Annotated in this window: 20 protein-coding genes; 4 read left to right on the forward strand and 16 right to left on the reverse strand. The window is 72.5% G+C overall.

All coding sequences use genetic code 11. From position 1 onward, the window contains the following. Window positions 1-32: 32 nt before the first annotated feature. Window positions 33-971: an alpha/beta hydrolase gene (locus tag GT755_RS14795; protein ID WP_161480293.1), complete on the forward strand. Its 939-nt coding sequence runs from the start codon at window positions 33-35 to the stop codon at window positions 969-971. Here GT755_RS14795 and GT755_RS14800 read toward each other — a convergent pair. From GT755_RS14800 to GT755_RS14815, 4 genes are all read right to left on the reverse strand, one after another. Then, window positions 968-1,351: a RidA family protein gene (locus GT755_RS14800; RefSeq protein ID WP_161480294.1), complete on the reverse strand. Its 384-nt coding sequence runs from the start codon at window positions 1,349-1,351 to the stop codon at window positions 968-970. The genes GT755_RS14795 and GT755_RS14800 overlap by 4 nt on opposite strands. Window positions 1,352-1,409: 58 nt before the next feature. Continuing rightward, window positions 1,410-3,911, reverse strand: coding sequence for a penicillin acylase family protein (locus GT755_RS14805; RefSeq protein WP_161480295.1), 2,502 nt, complete (start codon window positions 3,909-3,911; stop codon window positions 1,410-1,412). Window positions 3,912-3,973: 62 nt separating this feature from the next. Beyond that, complete coding sequence (locus GT755_RS14810) at window positions 3,974-4,510, reverse strand: DUF1349 domain-containing protein (protein WP_030450624.1); 537 nt, start codon at window positions 4,508-4,510, stop codon at window positions 3,974-3,976. Window positions 4,511-4,515: 5 nt separating this feature from the next. Continuing rightward, the gene (locus tag GT755_RS14815; RefSeq protein WP_161480296.1) at window positions 4,516-5,448 is read right to left on the reverse strand and encodes an acyl-ACP desaturase; all 933 of its coding nucleotides are present in this window, start codon (window positions 5,446-5,448) and stop codon (window positions 4,516-4,518) included. 133 nt (window positions 5,449-5,581) lie between these two features. On the opposite strand from GT755_RS14815, the gene GT755_RS14820 reads away from it, so the two are divergent. Next, window positions 5,582-6,187, forward strand: a complete 606-nt coding sequence (locus GT755_RS14820) for an SHOCT domain-containing protein (protein ID WP_161480297.1) — start codon at window positions 5,582-5,584, stop codon at window positions 6,185-6,187. Here GT755_RS14820 and GT755_RS14825 read toward each other — a convergent pair. Genes GT755_RS14825 through kdd form a run of 10 tightly spaced genes read right to left on the reverse strand, consistent with a single transcriptional unit; the run spans window position 6,171 to window position 14,519 of the window. Next, window positions 6,171-7,094, reverse strand: a complete 924-nt coding sequence (locus tag GT755_RS14825; protein ID WP_161480298.1) for a hypothetical protein — start codon at window positions 7,092-7,094, stop codon at window positions 6,171-6,173. The two genes, GT755_RS14820 and GT755_RS14825, sit on opposite strands and share 17 nt — an antisense overlap. Continuing rightward, a complete protein-coding gene (locus GT755_RS14830; RefSeq protein WP_161480299.1) occupies window positions 7,091-7,555 on the reverse strand; it encodes a hypothetical protein in 465 nt (154 codons plus the stop codon). The genes GT755_RS14825 and GT755_RS14830 overlap by 4 nt, the downstream gene beginning before the upstream one ends. A gap of 3 nt (window positions 7,556-7,558) precedes the next feature. Continuing rightward, a complete protein-coding gene (locus GT755_RS14835) occupies window positions 7,559-8,755 on the reverse strand; it encodes a macrolide family glycosyltransferase (protein ID WP_161480300.1) in 1,197 nt (398 codons plus the stop codon). Then, window positions 8,752-9,648 (reverse strand): patatin-like phospholipase family protein, encoded by an 897-nt coding sequence (locus tag GT755_RS14840; protein ID WP_161480301.1) that lies wholly within the window; start codon window positions 9,646-9,648, stop codon window positions 8,752-8,754. Before GT755_RS14840 ends, GT755_RS14835 begins: the two co-directional genes overlap by 4 nt. A 32-nt stretch (window positions 9,649-9,680) precedes the next feature. Beyond that, on the reverse strand, window positions 9,681-10,370 hold the full coding sequence (locus GT755_RS14845) for a nitroreductase (protein WP_161480302.1): 690 nt from the start codon (window positions 10,368-10,370) through the stop codon (window positions 9,681-9,683). Window positions 10,371-10,420: 50 nt separating this feature from the next. Then, on the reverse strand, window positions 10,421-10,882 hold the full coding sequence (locus tag GT755_RS14850) for a MarR family winged helix-turn-helix transcriptional regulator (RefSeq protein ID WP_161480303.1): 462 nt from the start codon (window positions 10,880-10,882) through the stop codon (window positions 10,421-10,423). A 34-nt stretch (window positions 10,883-10,916) separates the two neighbouring features. Next, entirely contained in the window at window positions 10,917-11,285 is a 369-nt protein-coding gene (gene kal / locus GT755_RS14855) for a 3-aminobutyryl-CoA ammonia lyase (RefSeq protein WP_161480304.1), read from the reverse strand. After that, window positions 11,282-12,031 carry a lysine 5,6-aminomutase subunit beta gene (kamE, locus tag GT755_RS14860; protein WP_202610038.1) on the reverse strand — a complete coding sequence of 250 codons (750 nt, stop codon included), beginning with the start codon at window positions 12,029-12,031 and terminating at the stop codon, window positions 11,282-11,284. Before kamE ends, kal begins: the two co-directional genes overlap by 4 nt. 11 nt (window positions 12,032-12,042) lie before the next feature. Next, on the reverse strand, window positions 12,043-13,542 hold the full coding sequence (kamD, locus tag GT755_RS14865; protein WP_161480306.1) for a lysine 5,6-aminomutase subunit alpha: 1,500 nt from the start codon (window positions 13,540-13,542) through the stop codon (window positions 12,043-12,045). Next, complete coding sequence (gene kdd, locus GT755_RS14870; RefSeq protein WP_202610039.1) at window positions 13,539-14,519, reverse strand: L-erythro-3,5-diaminohexanoate dehydrogenase; 981 nt, start codon at window positions 14,517-14,519, stop codon at window positions 13,539-13,541. Before kdd ends, kamD begins: the two co-directional genes overlap by 4 nt. 79 nt (window positions 14,520-14,598) lie before the next feature. On the opposite strand from kdd, the gene GT755_RS14875 reads away from it, so the two are divergent. Beyond that, window positions 14,599-15,453, forward strand: a complete 855-nt coding sequence (locus GT755_RS14875) for a BKACE family enzyme (RefSeq protein ID WP_161480307.1) — start codon at window positions 14,599-14,601, stop codon at window positions 15,451-15,453. On the opposite strand, the gene GT755_RS14880 is transcribed toward GT755_RS14875, so the two are convergent. Then, the gene (locus GT755_RS14880) at window positions 15,407-15,925 is read right to left on the reverse strand and encodes a hypothetical protein (RefSeq protein ID WP_161480308.1); all 519 of its coding nucleotides are present in this window, start codon (window positions 15,923-15,925) and stop codon (window positions 15,407-15,409) included. The genes GT755_RS14875 and GT755_RS14880 overlap by 47 nt on opposite strands. 115 nt (window positions 15,926-16,040) lie before the next feature. On the opposite strand from GT755_RS14880, the gene GT755_RS14885 reads away from it, so the two are divergent. Then, the gene (locus GT755_RS14885; RefSeq protein WP_161480309.1) at window positions 16,041-17,216 is read left to right on the forward strand and encodes a M20 metallopeptidase family protein; all 1,176 of its coding nucleotides are present in this window, start codon (window positions 16,041-16,043) and stop codon (window positions 17,214-17,216) included. On the opposite strand, the gene GT755_RS14890 is transcribed toward GT755_RS14885, so the two are convergent. Then, window positions 17,206-17,649 carry a TIGR02611 family protein gene (locus tag GT755_RS14890; RefSeq protein ID WP_161480310.1) on the reverse strand — a complete coding sequence of 148 codons (444 nt, stop codon included), beginning with the start codon at window positions 17,647-17,649 and terminating at the stop codon, window positions 17,206-17,208. The genes GT755_RS14885 and GT755_RS14890 overlap by 11 nt on opposite strands. Window positions 17,650-17,724 lie beyond the last annotated feature (75 nt).

A 17,724-nucleotide genomic window follows, 5' to 3' on the forward strand; every position in this document is an offset into this window, starting at 1 on the left:
TGCTCCTCCGCGTACCACCGAAAGGACCCCTGATGACCCCCGTCCGGCCCGCCGTCGACGCCGAACTCCGTGCGCTGTCCGCCGACCTGCCGCTCATGCCCGAACTGACCCCGGAGGTGGTCGCGACGCTGCGCGCGATCCCGTCCGCTCCCCTCGACACCCTGCTCGGCGGCCGGGCCGTCGAACGGCGGGAGGTCACCGTGGCCGCCGAGGACGGCGCGCAGATCCCGCTGACCGTGCTCATCCCGCCCGGCGCGGTGGACGCGCCCTGTGTCGTCTGGATCCACGGCGGCGGCATGATCATGGGCGACCGGTTCGCCAACCTCGACATCCCGCTGGAGTGGCTCGACCGGTTCGGCGCGGTCGTCGTCACCGTCGACTACCGGCTCGCCCCCGACGTCACCGGCACGACCCTGGTCGAGGACTGCCACCGGGCGCTGACGTGGACCGCCGGGAACGCCGCCGACCTGGGCGTCGATCCGGCGAGGATCGTCGTCGCGGGCGTCAGCGCCGGTGGCGGGCTGGCCGCCGGGGTCGCCCTGATGGCGCGTGACCGGGGCGGCCCGGCGCTCGCCGGGCAGGTGCTGATCTGCCCCATGCTCGACCACCGCGACGCCACCACGTCCACGCTCCAGTTCACCGGCCCGGGGGTGTGGAGCCGCGAGATGAACGCCTACGGCTGGCGGGCCGTGCTCGGCGGCCTGACCGGCGGCGACGTCCCGGCCTATGTCTCCCCCGCCGTCGCCGCCGACCTGTCCGGCCTCCCGCCGGCCTACGTCGACGCCGGGTCCGCCGAGGTCTTCCGCGACGAGGACGTCGCCTACGCCACCCGCATCTGGGCCGCCGGGGGCCGCGCGGACCTGCACGTGTGGGACGGCGGCTTCCACGGCTTCGACGCCCTCTACCCCGGCGCCGCGCTCTCCCAAGAGGCCCGCCGCACCCGGACCGAGTGGCTGGACCGGCTGCTCTAGTCCCGGAGCACGGCCACCATGTCGATCTCCACGAGCTTGTGGTCGAGCGTCGAGCCGACGGTGGTCCGCGCCGGGAACGGCCGGGCCATCGCCGACTCGTAGACGGCGTTGTACGCCTCGTAGTCCCGCCCCAGATCGGCGAGGTGGACGGTCACCTTGACGACGTCCGAGAAGTCGAGCCCCCGTGCGGCGAGCAGCGCCCGCAGGTTGCCGAGCACCTGCCGCGTCTGGGTGGCGACGTCGTCGCCGACGACCTCCCCGGTGACGGGGTCGTGCGGCCCGGTGCCGGCGGTGTAGAGGAACCCGCCGGCGACGACGGCCTGCGAGTAGGCGCCTCCGGGTGCGGGCACGCCGTCGGCGCTGATCACTTCCCTGCTCATGGGTCCGTTGTAGAACGCGGCCGGGCGGCCGGGGCGCGCGCCGCGCCCGCCACAACCTCTACGGGGTGAGCGTCAGTTCGTCGGCCGTGGCCCGCCCGACCGCCTCCTCGGTGAAGGGCCAGGGGGTGGTCCTTCCCTCGGCCCACAGGCCGGCCTGGTCGGCGTAGTTGCCGTTGAAGGCGTGGCCCGAGGCGCCGGTCAGGTTGACCCAGGTCGAGGCGTCGAGGTCGGCCAGGTCGACGACCATGCGCATCGACGGCACCCAGTTCACCTCGTAATTCCCGGACGCGGCGTCCCAGCCGGTGGCGTCGACGGCGTCCTTGCCGCCGGACAGGCGGTAGGGGCCGCGGTTGAACAACCACTCGATGGGGCCGATGCCGCTGGTGCCGAAGGTCTCGTTGACGAGGTCCAGGGTGTGCAGGTCGCCCCAGGTCCACGCCTTCGGGTCGTCGCCCAGCGTGCCGCGCAGTTCCCTGGAGGCCGCGGCGAGGGCGGCGCGCAGGATGTCGTCGCGCTGTTCGGCGGCGGGCGTCTTCACGTCGTCCCACCAGGTGTCGGAGGGGTCGTCGAGGAGCCGCCGGACCACCTCCCACCAGCGGTCGTTGCCGCCGGGGCGCAGGTCTTCGGTGAGCTCGTCGTCGAAGGTCAGCGTGAGGAGGTGGCGCCAGACGGCGTTGAAGTAGGCGGCCGGGGCGCTGTCCTTCCCCTGGGTGAAGTCCCAGCCGGCGAACAGGGCGGTGTCGGCGCCGCCGACCCTCCTCAGGTGCGGGACGAGGATGGGCGCCAGGCCGTTGTAGGAGTCCTGGTGGATCGCCGACATGACGTCCTTGGTCACCTTGCCGGCCGACGCGGCCTGGGTGATGCGGTCGGCGATGCGCTGCGAGCGGTAGCCGTAGGCCCAGTCGTCGGTGAGGAAGTGGCTGTACCCGGGGCCGACGACCGCGTTGTTGGCCGTCGCGATGAACCCCTCGTCGGGGTTGAACGCCGTCGGCAGTTCGTCGAACGGGATGAAGCCGGTCCACTCCTGTTCGCCGGTCCAGCCCTCGGCGGGCCACTTGCCGTCGCCGCCCGATCTGACCGGGATCTTCCCGGGGGCCTGGTAGCCGATGTTGCCGGAGGTGTCGGCGTACACGAGGTTCTGGGACGGCACCTCGAACTGGGCCGCGGCCTTCCGGAACTCGTCCCAGTCGGTGGCCCGGCCGAGCATGAAGATGGCGTTGCCGGTGTTGCCGGGGTCGAGGGCGGTCCAGCGCAGCGCGACCTCGACGCCCTGCGTCTTCAGCGGGGCGACCGGCCCGAAGACGTCGGAGACGATCGGGCCGTGCCGGGTGGTGCGCACGGTCAGGTCGACCGGCTGCCCGCCCGCGACCTCGATGCGCTCGGTGCGGGTCTCCAGCGGGGCCCAGGTGCCGGAGATCTCGTACGTGTTCTCGCGCACCCGCTCCAGATAGAGGTCGGCCACGTCGGGGGCGAGGTTGGTGAAGCCCCACGCGATCGTGCGGTTGTGGCCGATGACGACGCCGGGCAGGCCCGAGAAGGTGAAGCCGGAGACGTCGTAGGGGCACTCGGCCGACAGGGTGCGGCAGTGCAGGCCGGCCTGGTACCAGATCGAGGGCATCTTCGGCCCGAGGTGCGGGTCGTTGGCCAGCAGCGGCTTGCCGGTGTCGGTGTGCTTGCCGGACACCACCCACGAGTTGGAGCCGATGCCCTTCGGGTCGCCCCCGCTGCCCAGCAGCGACGGCACGGCGTTCAGCGTGGCCGAGACGCGCCGCAGGGCGTGGGCCGCCGCGGTCGTGGTCTCCCGGTCGCCCGAGGTGAACGCGCCGTCGCGGACGCCGCCCTCGCCGACGATGGGCCGGTGCCGGTCGTAGGGGTAGGGCGGGAACAGCTCCTCGACCCGTTCCCTCGGGATGGTCGCGGCGTCGACGGCGCGCTCGATCTCGTCGTCCATGTTCGACCGCAGGTCCCAGGCCATCGCCTTCAGCCAGGCCAGGGAGTCGGCCGGCGTCCACGGCTCGGGTTCGTAGGCGCCGTTGGTGAGCTTCAGGACGGCGTACTCCAGGCTCCTGGACGTGAAGCCCTCGTTGTCCTTCATCCAGGCGTTCACCCCGGCGGCGTAGGCGTCGAGTCCCGCCTTCGCCTCCGGGGTGAGGAGGTTGAGCTCCTGTTCGGCCACCCGGCGCCAGCCGAGTGTCCGGACGACCTTGTCGATCTCCAGGGTGGAGCCGCCGAACAGCTCCGACAGGCGCCCGGCCGTGGTCTTGCGCCGGAAGTCCATTTCCCAGAACCGGTCCTGGGCGTGGACGTAGCCCTGCGCCCGGAACAGGTCGGCGGCCGTGTCGGCGTAGATCTGCGGCACGCCGAACCCGTCGCGCCGCACGGTGACCGCCTTGGTGAGCCCCGGCAGCCGCAGCTCACCGCCGGTCTGCGGGAAGGACGCGCGGACCACCCAGACGATCCCGCCGGCCGCGACGAGCACGAGCACGAGAAGCGTCGTGAGGATCCGCAACGACCAGCGGAGCGGCCACGAGAACCTCTTGTACGGAGCGAACCTCACCATTCCCGGACCTTCCCGCTCATGTGCGCATCACAGTATGCGGGTCCGGAAGGGTGTTCTGGTACCTAGCCGGTGATCACGACTTCCGAGAAGTCGACCTGGAAGCCCTTGCCGACGGGGGCGGCCGCCATCGCCCCGGCGAGCGCGGGCACCCCCGGCGGGAAGTAGGCCAGCCGGAGCAGCGTGGCGGGCTCGCCGCCGTTGACGCCCCAGTTGATGTGCACGGCGTCGCCCTCGCGGACGAGCTCGAACGTGACCGAGGTGGTGCCCTCGGGGGCGAGCATCACCGACCAGTCGGAGAAGTCGCGGGTGACGACGGCGCTGATCTGGAGGGCGCCGTCGACGAACTCCACCCCTGCCTTGATCCAGTTGTTCTCGTCGGCGCGCAGGATTGCCCCGGCCTGGTCGTACTGCTCGGCGTAGTCGGCCGTGAAGGTGACCCGCACCTTGGCGTCGCCCTCGACGGTGCGGCCGTACATCGGCGCGGTGTCGTAGGTGTAGCCGTAGTGGGTCTGCCGCCACAGGTCGGTCTCGCCGGTGACGGAGAAGGTCAGGGTGTCTCCGTCTGCGGTCCAGCTCGCAGGCTCATTGATCCACGTCATATGGCCTATTTTGCCGCTTCCCGGGCTCGCCGGGCATCCCTTCGCTCCTCGAATCGCTTCGCGGTGACCTCGAGGTTGTCGAGGAACTCGGCGAGCTCCTGGCGGGCCTTCTCGCCCTCGGGGTCGAGGCCCTCCTTCTCGAAGACCCTCCACTGCCGCAGGACCGGCATCAGCACCTCGTCCTTGTGCGAGCGCAGGTCGTAGATGCCGGCGTGGGCGATCTGCATGGACATGCGGGCGAACCCGGCCATGCCCGCGCCGGGCATCTGGAAGCTCTTCACCACGTCGGTGATGGCGCGCATGGTCTGGTTCGGGTCGAGGTCGAGGGCCGCGCCGAGGAGGTTGCGGTAGAAGAGCATGTGCAGGTTCTCGTCGGCCGCGACGCGGGCCAGGATGCGCTCGCACGTCTCGTCGCCCGACGCCCTGCCGGTGTTGCGGTGGGCGATGCGGGTCGCCAGCTCCTGGAAGGAGACGTAGGCGAGCTGCTGCAGCATGGTGCCGTATTCGGTCTGGAACCCGGCCTCCATGTGCGCCATGCGGGCCCGCTCCAGCGTCTTGGGGTCGAGGGCGCGCGAGGCGATGAGGTAGTCGCGGATGACGATGGAGTGGCGGCCCTCCTCGGCCGTCCAGCGCCCGACCCAGGTGCCCCACGCGCCGTCGCGCCCGAAGGTGGTCGCGATCTCGTGGTGGTAGCTCGGCAGGTTGTCCTCGGTCAGCAGGTTGACCAGCAGGGAGGTGCGGGCGACCTCGGGGATCGTGGAGTCTTCCGGCCGCCAGGCGGTGCCGCCCAGAATTCCGTCGAAGGTCCGCGCGTCGTCCCACGGGACGTACTCGTGCGGGAACCATTCCTTGGCCACGCCCAGGTGCCGGTTGAGATTCTCCTCGACGACGGGTTCCAGCTCGATGAGGAATTCCGTCTGCGTCAGTGCGCGCGCCATCTCAGCTCCCCACTTAACTTACGTTTTCGTAACCTACGCTACCGTAGCTTTGTGGTGAAAGGTGCGAGCCCGCGCACAAGCCGACGCCCCAGTTCTTGTAGATACCGGCGCTTGCCGAGGTAGTGTGCGGCTCATGCCCAAAGGTGCCCGCGTCTGGATCGGTCTGTCGGTCGGCCTCCAGCTGATCTGGACCCTGCCTCTGACCGTCTTCATGTACGTCCTGTGGACGAACGGCGGGCCGCAGGTCAATCTGACCATGTCCATCGTCTTTGGAACGCTCTCCCTCGCCGTGGTCGTGGCGCTCGCCCTGACGATCGCGGCGTGGCGGCGTACCGACGCCCGCGAACGCGCGCTGCGCGAGAGCGGCCTGCGCGCCGAGGCGGTGGTGACCGACGTGGTGCCGACCGGCGTGCGCGTCAACAACCAGCTCATGTACCGGCTGGTCGGGCACGTGCCCGACGTGCCGGGCATGGAGCTGCGGCAGTCGACCATCTGGCCGGTGCCGCCGGGCACCCGCCTGACCGTCGCCTACAGCCCCGACCGCCCGGGGAGGCCGCTCATCCTCGACGACCTCAAGTCGCTGGCCCACCGCATGCGCGTCGGGCCGGTGCCGCCACTGGCGACGGGCGCCGACGCGGTCATCCAGCGGCTCACCCAGCTCGACCGGCTGCGGCAGTCGGGCGCCATCTCCGACGAGGAGTTCGACCGCCTGAAGTCCGACGTCATGGACGGCCAGTAGCTCCCGTGTGCGCGCGGATCACCGAGATCACCAGGGCGGTGGTGCGGGCCAGGTGGGTGCGTCCGTCGGGCAGCCGCGCCGCCGGGCTGATGTAACCGCGCCGCCCCATGTGGGTGGCGGGGTCGAGCCGGTGCACGGTGACCTTCCCGGCGCGCACGGCCCGGTTCCAGCCGCTGCCGCGCAGCAGTCGCCAGCGCTGCGGGAACATCCAGACGGACACCCGCTCGATGACGTCACCGCCGCTGGTGACGCGGTGCAGCCCGCAGGCCCGGGTCAGGTCGTTGGCGCCGTTGTGGAACCCGCCGATGGTGATCACCAGGATCGGGACCCGAAGCCGCGTGTGCAGCTCCTCGACCGCGCCGGTCGCGACCTGCGCGCCGCCGCTGTAGCCGAGCAGCACCACCGGCGTGCCGCTACCGGGCCGGTGACCGGCGCGGCGCAGGTGCCCGGCGATCTGACCGCCCACGGCGCGGTTGTACAGCGGACGGTAGCGGCGGTCGGCGGCGACGAAGACCTGCATGACGTTGTGCAGGAACAGCAGCAGCCCGGCGTGGTGCCGGATCCACTCCCACACGGGCCGGTCGGCGAGCGGGTCGGCCAGCGGCGAGTAGGGCTGCACCTGACCGAGCACCCGCAGCTCCGGCGCGCCGTCGAGCAGGGCCTGGACGAGTTGCCCCCCGTCTCGCGTGTCGCGGAAGCGCCGTTTCCCGATGCCGTCGAGATAGACCAGGTAGGCGGCCGGAGGACGGGCCGGGTCGGCGCCCCGGGCGTAGGGCATGCCCGGCGGGAGGTCGGTGACGGGCGTGCGCCAGCCGGCGGTGTAGGCCAGCACCTCGTAGCGGGCGAGCAGCGCCTCCGCGAGCAGGACCGGGCCGAGCACCAGCACGAACAGCGGGACCTCGATCATGCGGTCACCGGCCGCGCGACCAGCCGCCGGACGGCCTCGATGGCGGCCCCCAGCCCTGCTCCGGCGACGGCCACGCAGCCCGCGGCGGCCCACCAGCCCAGTCCGGTCGTGGCGGCGAGCGGGCCGACGAGGCCGGCCCCGACCTTCACGAAGAGCAGCAGGTGCAGCAGGGGCCCGAGCAGCGGGAACGCCAGCACGGCGGCCAGCAGCAGCGGGGCGACCAGGCCGGGTGTCCAGGTCAGCGCGGCGGCGTCCGGCGCCGGCCGCACCGCTCCGGCGAGGGTCCAGGCGGTCAGCGGCCACAACGCGAACGCCGTGCCCTCGACCACGGCCCCCGACAGCAGCAGCACGACCGCGTGCGACCGCGACCCGCCGGGCCGGCGGGCGACCATGGGCAGGATGCGCCCGGCGGCCTCCGACAACCCGGCGAGCAGCAGCAGGACGACGACGGCGGGGGACATGGGTCAGCGCTCCCGTCGCGCGTCGGCCCGGCGCAGGTGGTGTTCGAGTTCGTCGGCGGCGCGCAGGTGGCCGCCGGCCGCACGCTGGGCGGTGCGCAGGGTGACCGCCGCAGCCCGGAAGCGCGGCTCGCCGAGCAGGCGCCGGGCGAGGGCGCGCACGGCGTCTTCGGTGGCGTCGCGGGGATCGATCGCCAGGCCCGCGCCGAGTTCGGCGACCCGGCGGGCCACCAGCGGCTGGTCGGCGCCCTGGGGGACCACCAGCATCGGGACGCCGGCGTACAGGGCCTCGTTGACGCTGTTCATCCCGCCGTGCGTGACGAACAGCGCGGCGCGGGCCAGCACCTCCGGTTGCGGCACGAAGCGGCGGGCGAGCACGTTGCCCGGCAGCGGGCCGAGGGCGGCCGGGTCGGTGGCCCCGGTGGCGACGACCACGGTGCCGCCCAGCGGCGCGAGCGCGGCGGCGAAGGCGCGCAGCAGTTCCGGACCGGCGTCGAACACGGTGCCCGGCGAGGCGTACAGCACCGGATCCCGCAACCCGACGGCGGGGAACGACGGGCCGGGCGGACGGGCGCCAACGCTCGGGCCGACGAACCGGTAGGACCGGTCGAAGGCGTCGGCGCCGGGCTGGAACGCGCGCGAGGTGAAGACCAGGTTGAGCGGCTGCCGCACGTTCGCCAGGTCGAGCAGGGGCAGCCCGCGGGTGTCGTGGCGGCGGCGCAGCGCCCACCGCGACCGCAGGTAGCCGCGGGCGTCGGGCAGCCGGGCCGCGGCCGAGGCCAGCAGCTCCCGCGACGCGCGGGTGGGGCTGGGCGCCTGACGGTTGAACGCGAACGTGGTGAACAGGGACGCCGCCGGCACCCGCAGTTCGCGCGCGGCGACCGCGCCCCACGGGCAGGCCGCGCCGTGCACGATCAGGTCGGGCCGCAGCCCGCGCAGGTCGGCGAGCACCCCCGGCAGCAGGTCGAGGGTGGCGCGCGCGAGCGCGCCGAGCATCGTGAGCGGGATCGGCGGATCGGGAGGCGGCCGGTCGCCCCCGGAGTAGAGGAACACCTTCGCACCGGCGGCCCCCGCACTCTCCGCGAACGTGGGCGAGGTGTGGTAGCCGACGGAGTGGCCCCGCCGGACGAGCTCGGCGACGACCGGCAGCGTCGGGTTGACGTGCCCGTGCATGGCGAGGTTGACGAACGCGACGGTGCTCATCGCACGACCTCCGAACGGGCGGACGCAGCCAGGCCGTAGAGGCCGGGCCCGCTCACGCGCAGACCGTCGAGGAAGCGGCCCGCCGCGCAACGGGCGGTGTCGATCAGCCGCTGGGCGTGGCGGAAGTCCCACGGCGCGGGCCAGGAGTCGACGCCGGTCGGCAGCACGACCGTCGGAACGCGGCTCGCCGCCTCCTGGAGGTCGCGCTCGATCTGGTGCCGCCACAACAGCAGTCCCGCCCTGGTGGCGACCGCGCCGGCCCGGTGCGGCAGGCCGGCCGCGGACGGCGGCGGGCTCATCGGCCCGGCCGACAGCACCAGCACACTCGCCGCCCCGGCGCGCTGGGCGGCCAGCACCGGAAGATAGGCGACCACCCCGCCGTCGACGAGCGTGCGGCCGTCGCGGTCCACCGGGGGCAGCACGCCGGGGATCGCCGCGCTCGCGAGCAGCGCGGATTCCAGGTCCCCGTGGTCGAGCAGGGTCTCGGCGCCGGTGCCCAGATCCATGGCGACCGCGGTGAAGGGGACGGTCAGGTCTTCGATGCGCGACGGCAGACCGGCCATGGCGATCAGGCCGCGCAGGCCACGGTCGGCGAAGACGCCGCCCCGCGAGGACAGGGGGCCGAACGGGAACACCTGGCGCCGCCGCGTGCGGGTCCACACGCGCTCCAGCCAGGGTGCGGCCCGGCCGGGATGGGCGGCGGCGATGGCTCCGTTGAGCGCGCCCACCGAGGTTCCGACGATCAGGTCGGGGACGAATCCCCGCTCCTCCAGCGCGTAACCGACGCCGACCTGCGCGGCGCCGAGCACGCCTCCGCCCCCTACGGCCACCGCCACCGGGCGGGGCAGGGCGGGCAGCCCGACGGGGCCGTCGAACCCGTACACGTCTCCCATGGTCCGTCCTCTCTCGCCGCGCACACGCGCCGTCAGGCCGCCTGGAGCCGCCGTCCCGCGCCCTCCACGAAGGTGACGGTCTCGTCGAGCGGGGCCCGGCCCGTGCGCGGGTGCCGCACCGTGACGTCCTCGTAGCCGATCGACAGGCCGCAGAAGAGGACGAGCCCCTCGGGGGGCGACAGCACCTCCGCGACGGTCGTGCGGTAGACCGACCAGGCCATCTGCGGGCAGCTGTGCAGCCCCTCGGCGCGCAGCAGCAGCATGACGGTCTGCAGGTACATGCCGACGTCGGCCCATTGGGGCGGGCCCATGTCGGCGTCGATGTAGCAGAACAGGGCGGCGGGGGCGCCGAAGCACTGCCAGTTCGCGGCGGCCGCCCGCTGGCGCGACTCCCAGTCGTCGCGCCGCACGCCGAGCGCGCCGTAGCGCTCCTTGCCGAAGGCGGCCCGGCGTTCCCGGTAGGGGGACTTCAGGTCGGCCGGGTACATCGGGTATTCGCGCTCGTCCCAGGCGTCGCCCGCGGCCACGCGCGCGCCCGCCCGCTTCTTGAGCTCGGCCAGGGGCTCGCCGGTCAGCACGTAGACGTGCCACGGCTGGAGGTTCGACCCCGACGGCGACCACGCCGCGGCGGCCAGCACCCGCTCCAGCACCTCTCTCGGCACCTGCCTGCCGGTGAATCCGCGCACCGCCCGTCGGCTGGTGACCGCTTCGTAGACGTTCACGATCACACCCCCATCCCGTTACATATACGACGGTATCACATGTGATGGTATCAATCGATACTATGTGACGAAGGCGACTCCGCCGGATAGGCGAACCGGGTCAGCAGATCCCGCAGCACCTCGGCCTCTCCGGGCTTGAGGTGGGCGACCAGCCGCTCGGCCAGCGGCTCCGCCGCCGCCTGGGCCGCGTCGAAGAGCTCGCGGCCCTCGGGGGTGATCTCCACCGCCCGCACGCGCCGGTCACCCGGGACGGGCCTGCGCACGGCCAGCCCCATCCGCTCCAGGTCGTCGACGACCCGCATGATCCCGGCCTTGTCCGAGCCCGTCGCCGGCGCCAGGTCACGCTGCACGGTGGGCCCGCGGTCGACCAGCACGACCAGCACGGCGAAGTGCCGCAGCTCGATGCCGAGAGGGCGGAACGCCTCGGTCATCACCGCGGCCGCACGCCAGTGCGCCTGGCGCAGCAGGAGGCCGAGGGCGAACGGCCCCGAGGCGGAAGTCTCATGAGTCATGAGACGATATTAATCGTTACATTCTCATTCGATACTATTTGGCGGGGACCACGACCGTGCCGGTCGCCGTCGTGACCACGAGGGGCGGGTCGAGCACCTCGCTCGCCGACGGCGACAGATCGGGCCGGGCCCGGCAGACCACCCGCGCCTCGAAGGCCAGCGTCCTGCTGCGGGTGCCCACGCGGGTCACCTCGGCCGTCACCTCGACCACGTCGCCCGCGACGACCGGGGCCCGGAACTGCACGTCCTGATAGGAGGCGAACAGGCCCTCGTCGCCGTCCATCCGGATGCAGACCTCGGTCGCGACGTCGCCGAACAGGCCGAGGACGTAGGCGCCGTCGACCAGCGAGCCGCCGTAGTGGGCGTGGGAGGCCGGCACGTAGCGCCGGTGGGTGACCCTCATTCCCGCACCAGCGCGTGGACGAGGTAGCTCGCCACCTCACCCGGTGTGGTGCCCTTGCCGAAGATGCGGTCGACGCCCAGGTCCGATGGGGTGACCGTGTCGAAGCGGGGGCCGCCCACGATCAGCAGGGGACGGCCGAGGCCGCCCGTCAGGGAGGTCGGGTAGGCCTCGGTGAAGGCGGCGGCCATCTGCTTGGTGTTGTGGATGTGGGCGCTCTTCTGGGTCACCACCTGGGAGACGAGCACCGCGTCGGCGTCCACCGCCTTCGCCTTCGCCACGAGGTCGCCGACGGCCACCTGCGCGCCCATGTTGTGGACCTCGATCTCCCGGTAGTACTCCAGGCCCTTCTCCCCCGCGAACCCCTTCACGTTGAGGATCGCGTCGATGCCGACCGTGTGGGCGTCGGTGCCGATGCAGGCGCCGACCACGACCAGCCGCCGGCCCAGGCCGGCCTTGACGGCGGTGTTGACCTGGGCCGGCGTCAGCAGCTCGAACTCCCGGCCCTCCGGCGCCACGATGCCGGCGTAGTCGATCAGGTGGGTCGCCTTCCCGTACACGATGAAGAAGGTGAAGTCGGGGCCCATGGCCTTGCTGTGCACCACGCTCGCCGGGTCGAGGCCCATCTTCCCGGCCAGTTGCAGCGCCGCCAGTTCGGCGCGCGGGCCGTGCGGGACCGGCAGGGTGAAGCTGACCTGGATCATCGCGTCGCCCGTCGTGTCGCCGTACGGGCGGATGATCTGTTTCATCGTCTCGACGGTCACGGGGCCGCCTCCAGGATCTCGGTCGCGGGGTTCACGTAGCCGGCGGCCTTCTCGATCACGCCGTCGAGGCCCCGGCCGCCGTCGGCGGGGCGCTTGGTCACCCCGAACACGCCGTCGGCGATGGCGTTGAGCAGGCCGTCGTCGGCGACCCGGTGCAGCAGGTCGACGGTCTCCGACAACACCCGCGCGGCGCGCTCGCGGATGAAGGGGCCGGGGGTGAAGTCCTCCGACAGGTCGCCGGCCGCCCGGCGGACGTAGCGGACGTTCTCCAGCGCGAGGTCGCGGTCGGAGAGCCAGGGGGTGTGGATGCCCTCGGTCATCATGCCGATGAGGATGATCGACTGGCCGGTCATCACCCCGGCCAGGTTGAAGAACGCGTCGAGCAGGTACCCGGCGAAGATGTTGCCGGTCATGTGCTTGGTGGGCGGCATGTACTTCAGCGGCGCGTCCGGGAAGAGCTCCCGCACGAGCTGCGCGTGCGCCAGCTCCAGGCGGAACGAGTCGGGGATCCGCGGGTTGATCTCGAAGGCGTGGCCGAGGCCGAGCTGCCGGTCGGTCAGGCCCGCCTCGTGGCCGAAGCGCTCGTTCAGCAGTTGCGAGGCGACGACGGTGTGCGCGGCGTCGATCGCGTCGGCGGTGGTCAGGTAGTTGTCCTCGCCGGTGTTGATGACGATCCCGGCGCGGGCGTGGATCTGGCGGGAGAACCGCTGGTCGACGAAGGTCCGGCGGGGGTTGATGTCGCGGAAGATGATGCCGTACATGCAGTCGTTGAGCATCATGTCGAGCCGTTCGAGCCCGGCCAGCGTGGCGATCTCGGGCATGCACAGGCCGCTGGCGTAGTTCGTCAGCCTGACGTAGCGGCCCAGTTCCGCCGACACCTCGTCGAGGGCGGCCCGCATGAGGCGGAAGTTCTCCTGGGTCGCGTACGTCCCGGCGTACCCGTGGCGGGTCGCGCCCTCGGGCACGTAGTCGAGCAGCGACTGCCCGGTCGAGCGGATGACCGCGATGACGTCGGCGCCCTCGCGGGCGGCGGCCTGGGCCTGCGGGATGTCCTCGTGGATGTCGCCGGTCGCGACGATCAAATAGATCCAGGGTTGGCCCGGGTCGCCGTGCCGGGCGAGCAGCCGGTCGCGGTCGGCGCGGTTGCGGTCGATCCGGGCGACGCCCGCCCCGACCGCCGCGCGGGCCCGGGCCAGGGCCCGGTCCCGCTCGGCCCCCGTCGGCAGCTCGAACCTCATGGAGCGCCAGTTCGCGGCCGCGAAGAACGGCAGCGCGACACCGTGTTCCAGGCCTGCCTGGTCGCGTACGGCGTCCACGATCCGGTTGACCCACGGGATGCCGTCGGCGTCGGCGCCGGTGACGCCCGCGAGCCGGAGCACGGCCCGTTCGACCGAGACCGTCGTGTGGGTGCGGGCCATCTCGATGACCGGTTCGGCGGCGCGGGCGGCCAGGTCGCGGGCCCTGCGCACCACGGCGGGGTCGAGGCCGAGCTTCATCGCAGCCGCTCCTCGAACGCGGCCCGGACGCCGGGTTCCTCGCGCAGCAGCCGCAGCGCCAGCTCCGCATGGCCGGGGGCGTAGCCGTTGCCGATCAGCATGGTGACGTCGGCGCCGAGCCCTTCGGCGCCCAGCGCGGCGGCGGAGAACGAGGTCGCCATGGAGAAGAAGACCACGGTCCCGCCGTCGCGGGTGGCCAGGATCGCGGCGTGCTCGCAACCGGGCACGTCCACGCAGACCACCGTGACGTCGGCCCTCAGGTCCGACAGCGCCACGGCGTCGCGGGCGTCGGCGACCAGCACCTCGTCGGCGAGCCCTTCGACCGTCGCGGCCTCCCGCTCGTTCACCACCACCCCGATCGTCCGGCCCCCGGCCCGGCGCGCGGCGGCCAGCGAGAGCGACCCGCTCTTCCCGGCCGCCCCGAGCACCGCCACCACCGGATCGCGATATCTCCGGACAACGCGGTCGGTCAGCGCGGGGGCGCCGCAGACGTCCATGACCGCCAGTGCCAGCGGGACCGGCAGGTCGTCCGGCAGCTCCGCCGCGACCGACCGTTCGAAGAGGATCGCGTGGCCGTCGCAGGGGACCTGCTCCGACAACCCGTCCCAGGTCGTCGAGGTGATGACCAGCGGGGTCAGGGTGAGGGAGACGAGCGTGGCGACCCGGGTTCCGGCCGGGAAGGCCGGGCCCTCCTCGACCACGCCGACCAGCATGCCGCCCGACCCGGTGACCGGGTTGTGCATCTTGCCGCGGGTGCGGATGATCTCCAGCACCTCACCGCGCACCGCCGCGCCGTCGCCGTGGTGTTTCCCGTGCAGCTGGCGGTACGACGCCGCGTCGAGGTTCAGCCGTTCGACCCGCAGGCGGGTCTCCCCCGGCCACAGGCCCGGCGAGGCGTCCAGCCGCCGGGCCGCCTGAGGGAGCACGCCCGGTGGCGACAACACCCGGTGCAGCCCGATCGGAGAGGCCGTCGGCAATGGTCCCACCACCCTTCCCTGAGTCTCGACTCAGGAAAGCATCTTGTCCCGCCCCGGAACAAGGGGGCAATATCCGGATATGTCCAGCACCCTCATCACCGTCGCCCCGACCGGCGCGGAATCGGCCAAGGCCGACGTGCCCGCCCTGCCGGTGACCCTCGGCGAACTGCTCGCCACGGCCAGGGCGTGCGAGGCGGCGGGGGCCGCGGTGATCCACGTCCACATCCGCGACGCCGAGGCGCGGCCCACGCTGGACCTGGGGCTGCTCATGGAGACGGTCGCGGCGCTGCGGGAGACCGACCTGGTCGTCCAGCTCTCCACCGGCGGGTCGGTGCACGACCCGTACACCGACCGGCTCAGGGTCCTGGACGCCGCCCCCGACGCCTGCTCCCTCACCTGCGGCACGGTGAACTTCGGCGACGACGTCTTCATGAACCCGTGGGGGTTCGTGGCCGAGCTCTACCAGGAGACCCAGGCCCGGGGCGTCGTGCCGGAGTTCGAGCTGTTCGACCTCGGCCACGTCGCCACCATGAACCGGCTGCTCGACCGTTACGGCCCGCCCGCCGGCGGGCGGGTGCACTGCGACCTGGTCATGGGCGTGCCCGGCGGGTTCACCGGCGACCTGCGCACGGTCGCCGCGGCGGTCGGCCAGTTGCCACCGGGGGCCACCTGGTCGGCGACCGGGATCGGCCGCGCCACGCTCCCGGTCATGTTCGCCGCCCTCGCCGGGGGCGGCCACCTGCGGGTCGGCATGGAGGACACCCTCACCTACGCCAAGGGCCGCCCGGTGCGCGGCAACGAGGAGCTCGTCGCCCGCGCGGCCGAGGCGGCCCGGCTGGCCCAGCGGCCCCCGATGACCACGACCGAGGCGCGCGCCTTCCTGGGGATCAGACCCGCTCCGGCTCCCGGTCCGACGGCGCGGCCAGCTCCGTGACGGTACGCCGTGTGCGCATCAGCAGGTAGGCCGCGCCCCCGGCCCCGGTCAGCGCCATCAGCAGCGCCACCACGCCGAGCAGGCTCCAGTCGCCCCTGACGCCGATCATGTCGATGTCGCTCGCGCACACCTCGGGCCGCGTCGGGTTCTCCAGGTAGACGCAGGCCGTGGCGGCGACGGCGTCGGACGGCCGCCCGCCGTCGGCCCGGCCGCTCAGCCGGAACGTGCTGGTGCCGGTCGGCAGCAGCGCCTCCCAGCCGGCGTGGTCCGTCGAGAGGGTCGCGCCCTCGGCGCGCAGGTTCGTCAGGCCCGGCGGGAACGCGATCCGCACGTCGGCCTGGACCGGCCGGGGCTCCCGGTTGACCACCTGGACCGCGTATTCCACCCGGCCCGACAACTCGGTCACGCCGTTCTCGATGGTGATGGAGACCCCGCCCGAGAGCAATGCGGTGAGAGCGAGCGGAACGAGCATGATTCCTCCCGGCGACGACGACAGAAAGTAATCACAGAATCACAGTCAGCGACGGAGCGTGGTCGAAAAGGCGCGCCGCGTTGAAGACGATCCGCGACCCGGTCGAGGATGAGACATGACCTTTCAGGACGAGCTGGAAAAACTGCGGCGAGCCATCCACCGGGAGCCCGAGATCGGCCTCGATCTGCCACGGACGCAGGAGAAGGTGCTGGCCGCCCTCGACGGGCTGCCCCTGGAGGTCACCACCGGCGAGAGGCTCACCTCGGTCACCGCCGTGCTGCGCGGCGGGCGGAGCGAGGGAAAGAGCGTGCTGCTGCGGGCCGACATGGACGCCCTCCCGATCCGGGAACGTGTCCCGGTCGACTACCGGTCGGCGATCGACGGCGCGATGCACGCCTGCGGCCACGACCTGCACACCGCCATGCTCGTGGGCGCCGCCCGGCTGCTCGCGGAGCGCCGCGAGCACCTGACGGGCGACGTCGTCTTCATGTTCCAGCCCGGCGAGGAGGGCCACGAGGGCGCCAAGCTGATGATCGACGAGGGCGTCCTGGACGCCTCGGGCAGCCGCGTCGTCGCCGCGTACGGCCTGCACGTGTTCTCGGCCATCGTGCCGAGCGGCTGGTTCGTCACCAAACCCGGCCCGGTCCTGGCCGCCGCCGACACGTTCGACGTGACCGTGCGCGGGCGGGGCGGCCACGGGTCCACGCCGCACCGGGCGCTCGACCCCGTCCAGGTGGGCTGCGAGATCGTGAGCCAGCTGCAGACGTACACGACCCGGGCCTTCGACGTGTTCGACCCGGTCGTGATCACCGTCGGGCAGTTCCACGCCGGCACGGCCGACAATGTGATCCCCGAGGAGGCCTGGTTCCAGGCGACGATCCGGGCGTTCTCCGCCGAGACGCGGGACAAGGTCAAAGAAGGGGTGGTCCGGCTGGCGACGGGCATCGCGGAGGCCCACGGGCTGCGCGCGGAGTGCTCGTTCGGGATCGGCTACCCGGTGACGGTCAACGACGCCGCGGAGGCCGCGTTCGCGGCGGAGGTCGTGCCGGAGATCGTGGGGACCGACCGGTATCTGACGATGCCGCGCCCGGCCACCGGGTCGGAGGACTTCTCGTTCGTCCTCGACGCGGTGCCGGGCGCGTTCCTCGTGCTGGGCGCCCACGCGAAGGGGGCCGACCCGGCGACCTGTGCGACCAACCACTCCCCCGAGACCGAGTTCGACGACTCGGTGATGGCCGACGGGTCACGCGTGCTGGCCGCCCTCGCGGAGCGGCGCCTGCTCAACGCCTGAGGAAGTTCAGCCCGAACTCGACCATGTCGAAGCCCAGGGTGAGCTTCAGGCATCCCCACACGATCGCGAAGGCCACCGCGAACGTCAGGGCGCCGGCGATGATCCGCACCGCCCAGTTCTGCCGCTTCAGCCAGTCGGTCGCGATGGTGACGTAACGCTTGGCGAACTCCAGCACCCGGTGGGCCCAGCTGAACTCGGTCGCCAGGACGGCCAGCCCGGCGAACACGACCAGCCAGCCCGGCCCCGGGAACGGCACCATGATGAGCCCGCCGATCACCATGGCCCCGCCGATCGTGCCGATCACGATCTTCAGGGTCAGGGCGCCCGTACGGGTCGCGCGGAAACGGTCGAGCCGTCCCTTGATTCCACTGTTGTCCACCGCGACCGGCGTCTTCGGATCGACGTCGGGATCGGTGGGCCCGGCCATAGCCATATAGGTGTCACCCCCACGGCCAGCATAACCAGAGCCCTTGCAGCGGACTTTCAGCCAGATGGACCATTCGACCTG

It is taken from the genome of Herbidospora solisilvae (genome assembly GCF_009901565.1).
GTDB classification, from domain to species: Bacteria; Actinomycetota; Actinomycetes; order Streptosporangiales; family Streptosporangiaceae; genus Herbidospora; species Herbidospora solisilvae.

What these genes read in the sequence shown, in the direction of transcription:
- GT755_RS14795 (WP_161480293.1), top strand. Translation starts at nt 33, where the DNA reads ATGACCCCCGTCCGGCCCGCCGTCGACGCCGAACTCCGTGCGCTGTCC.
- GT755_RS14800 (WP_161480294.1), bottom strand. Translation starts at nt 1,351, where the DNA reads ATGAGCAGGGAAGTGATCAGCGCCGACGGCGTGCCCGCACCCGGAGGC.
- GT755_RS14805 (WP_161480295.1), bottom strand. Translation starts at nt 3,911, where the DNA reads ATGGTGAGGTTCGCTCCGTACAAGAGGTTCTCGTGGCCGCTCCGCTGG.
- GT755_RS14810 (WP_030450624.1), bottom strand. Translation starts at nt 4,510, where the DNA reads ATGACGTGGATCAATGAGCCTGCGAGCTGGACCGCAGACGGAGACACC.
- GT755_RS14815 (WP_161480296.1), bottom strand. Translation starts at nt 5,448, where the DNA reads ATGGCGCGCGCACTGACGCAGACGGAATTCCTCATCGAGCTGGAACCC.
- GT755_RS14820 (WP_161480297.1), top strand. Translation starts at nt 5,582, where the DNA reads ATGCCCAAAGGTGCCCGCGTCTGGATCGGTCTGTCGGTCGGCCTCCAG.
- GT755_RS14825 (WP_161480298.1), bottom strand. Translation starts at nt 7,094, where the DNA reads ATGATCGAGGTCCCGCTGTTCGTGCTGGTGCTCGGCCCGGTCCTGCTC.
- GT755_RS14830 (WP_161480299.1), bottom strand. Translation starts at nt 7,555, where the DNA reads ATGTCCCCCGCCGTCGTCGTCCTGCTGCTGCTCGCCGGGTTGTCGGAG.
- GT755_RS14835 (WP_161480300.1), bottom strand. Translation starts at nt 8,755, where the DNA reads ATGAGCACCGTCGCGTTCGTCAACCTCGCCATGCACGGGCACGTCAAC.
- GT755_RS14840 (WP_161480301.1), bottom strand. Translation starts at nt 9,648, where the DNA reads ATGGGAGACGTGTACGGGTTCGACGGCCCCGTCGGGCTGCCCGCCCTG.
- GT755_RS14850 (WP_161480303.1), bottom strand. Translation starts at nt 10,882, where the DNA reads ATGACTCATGAGACTTCCGCCTCGGGGCCGTTCGCCCTCGGCCTCCTG.
- kal (WP_161480304.1), bottom strand. Translation starts at nt 11,285, where the DNA reads ATGAGGGTCACCCACCGGCGCTACGTGCCGGCCTCCCACGCCCACTAC.
- kamE (WP_202610038.1), bottom strand. Translation starts at nt 12,031, where the DNA reads ATGAAACAGATCATCCGCCCGTACGGCGACACGACGGGCGACGCGATG.
- kamD (WP_161480306.1), bottom strand. Translation starts at nt 13,542, where the DNA reads ATGAAGCTCGGCCTCGACCCCGCCGTGGTGCGCAGGGCCCGCGACCTG.
- GT755_RS14875 (WP_161480307.1), top strand. Translation starts at nt 14,599, where the DNA reads ATGTCCAGCACCCTCATCACCGTCGCCCCGACCGGCGCGGAATCGGCC.
- GT755_RS14880 (WP_161480308.1), bottom strand. Translation starts at nt 15,925, where the DNA reads ATGCTCGTTCCGCTCGCTCTCACCGCATTGCTCTCGGGCGGGGTCTCC.
- GT755_RS14885 (WP_161480309.1), top strand. Translation starts at nt 16,041, where the DNA reads ATGACCTTTCAGGACGAGCTGGAAAAACTGCGGCGAGCCATCCACCGG.
- GT755_RS14890 (WP_161480310.1), bottom strand. Translation starts at nt 17,649, where the DNA reads ATGGCTATGGCCGGGCCCACCGATCCCGACGTCGATCCGAAGACGCCG.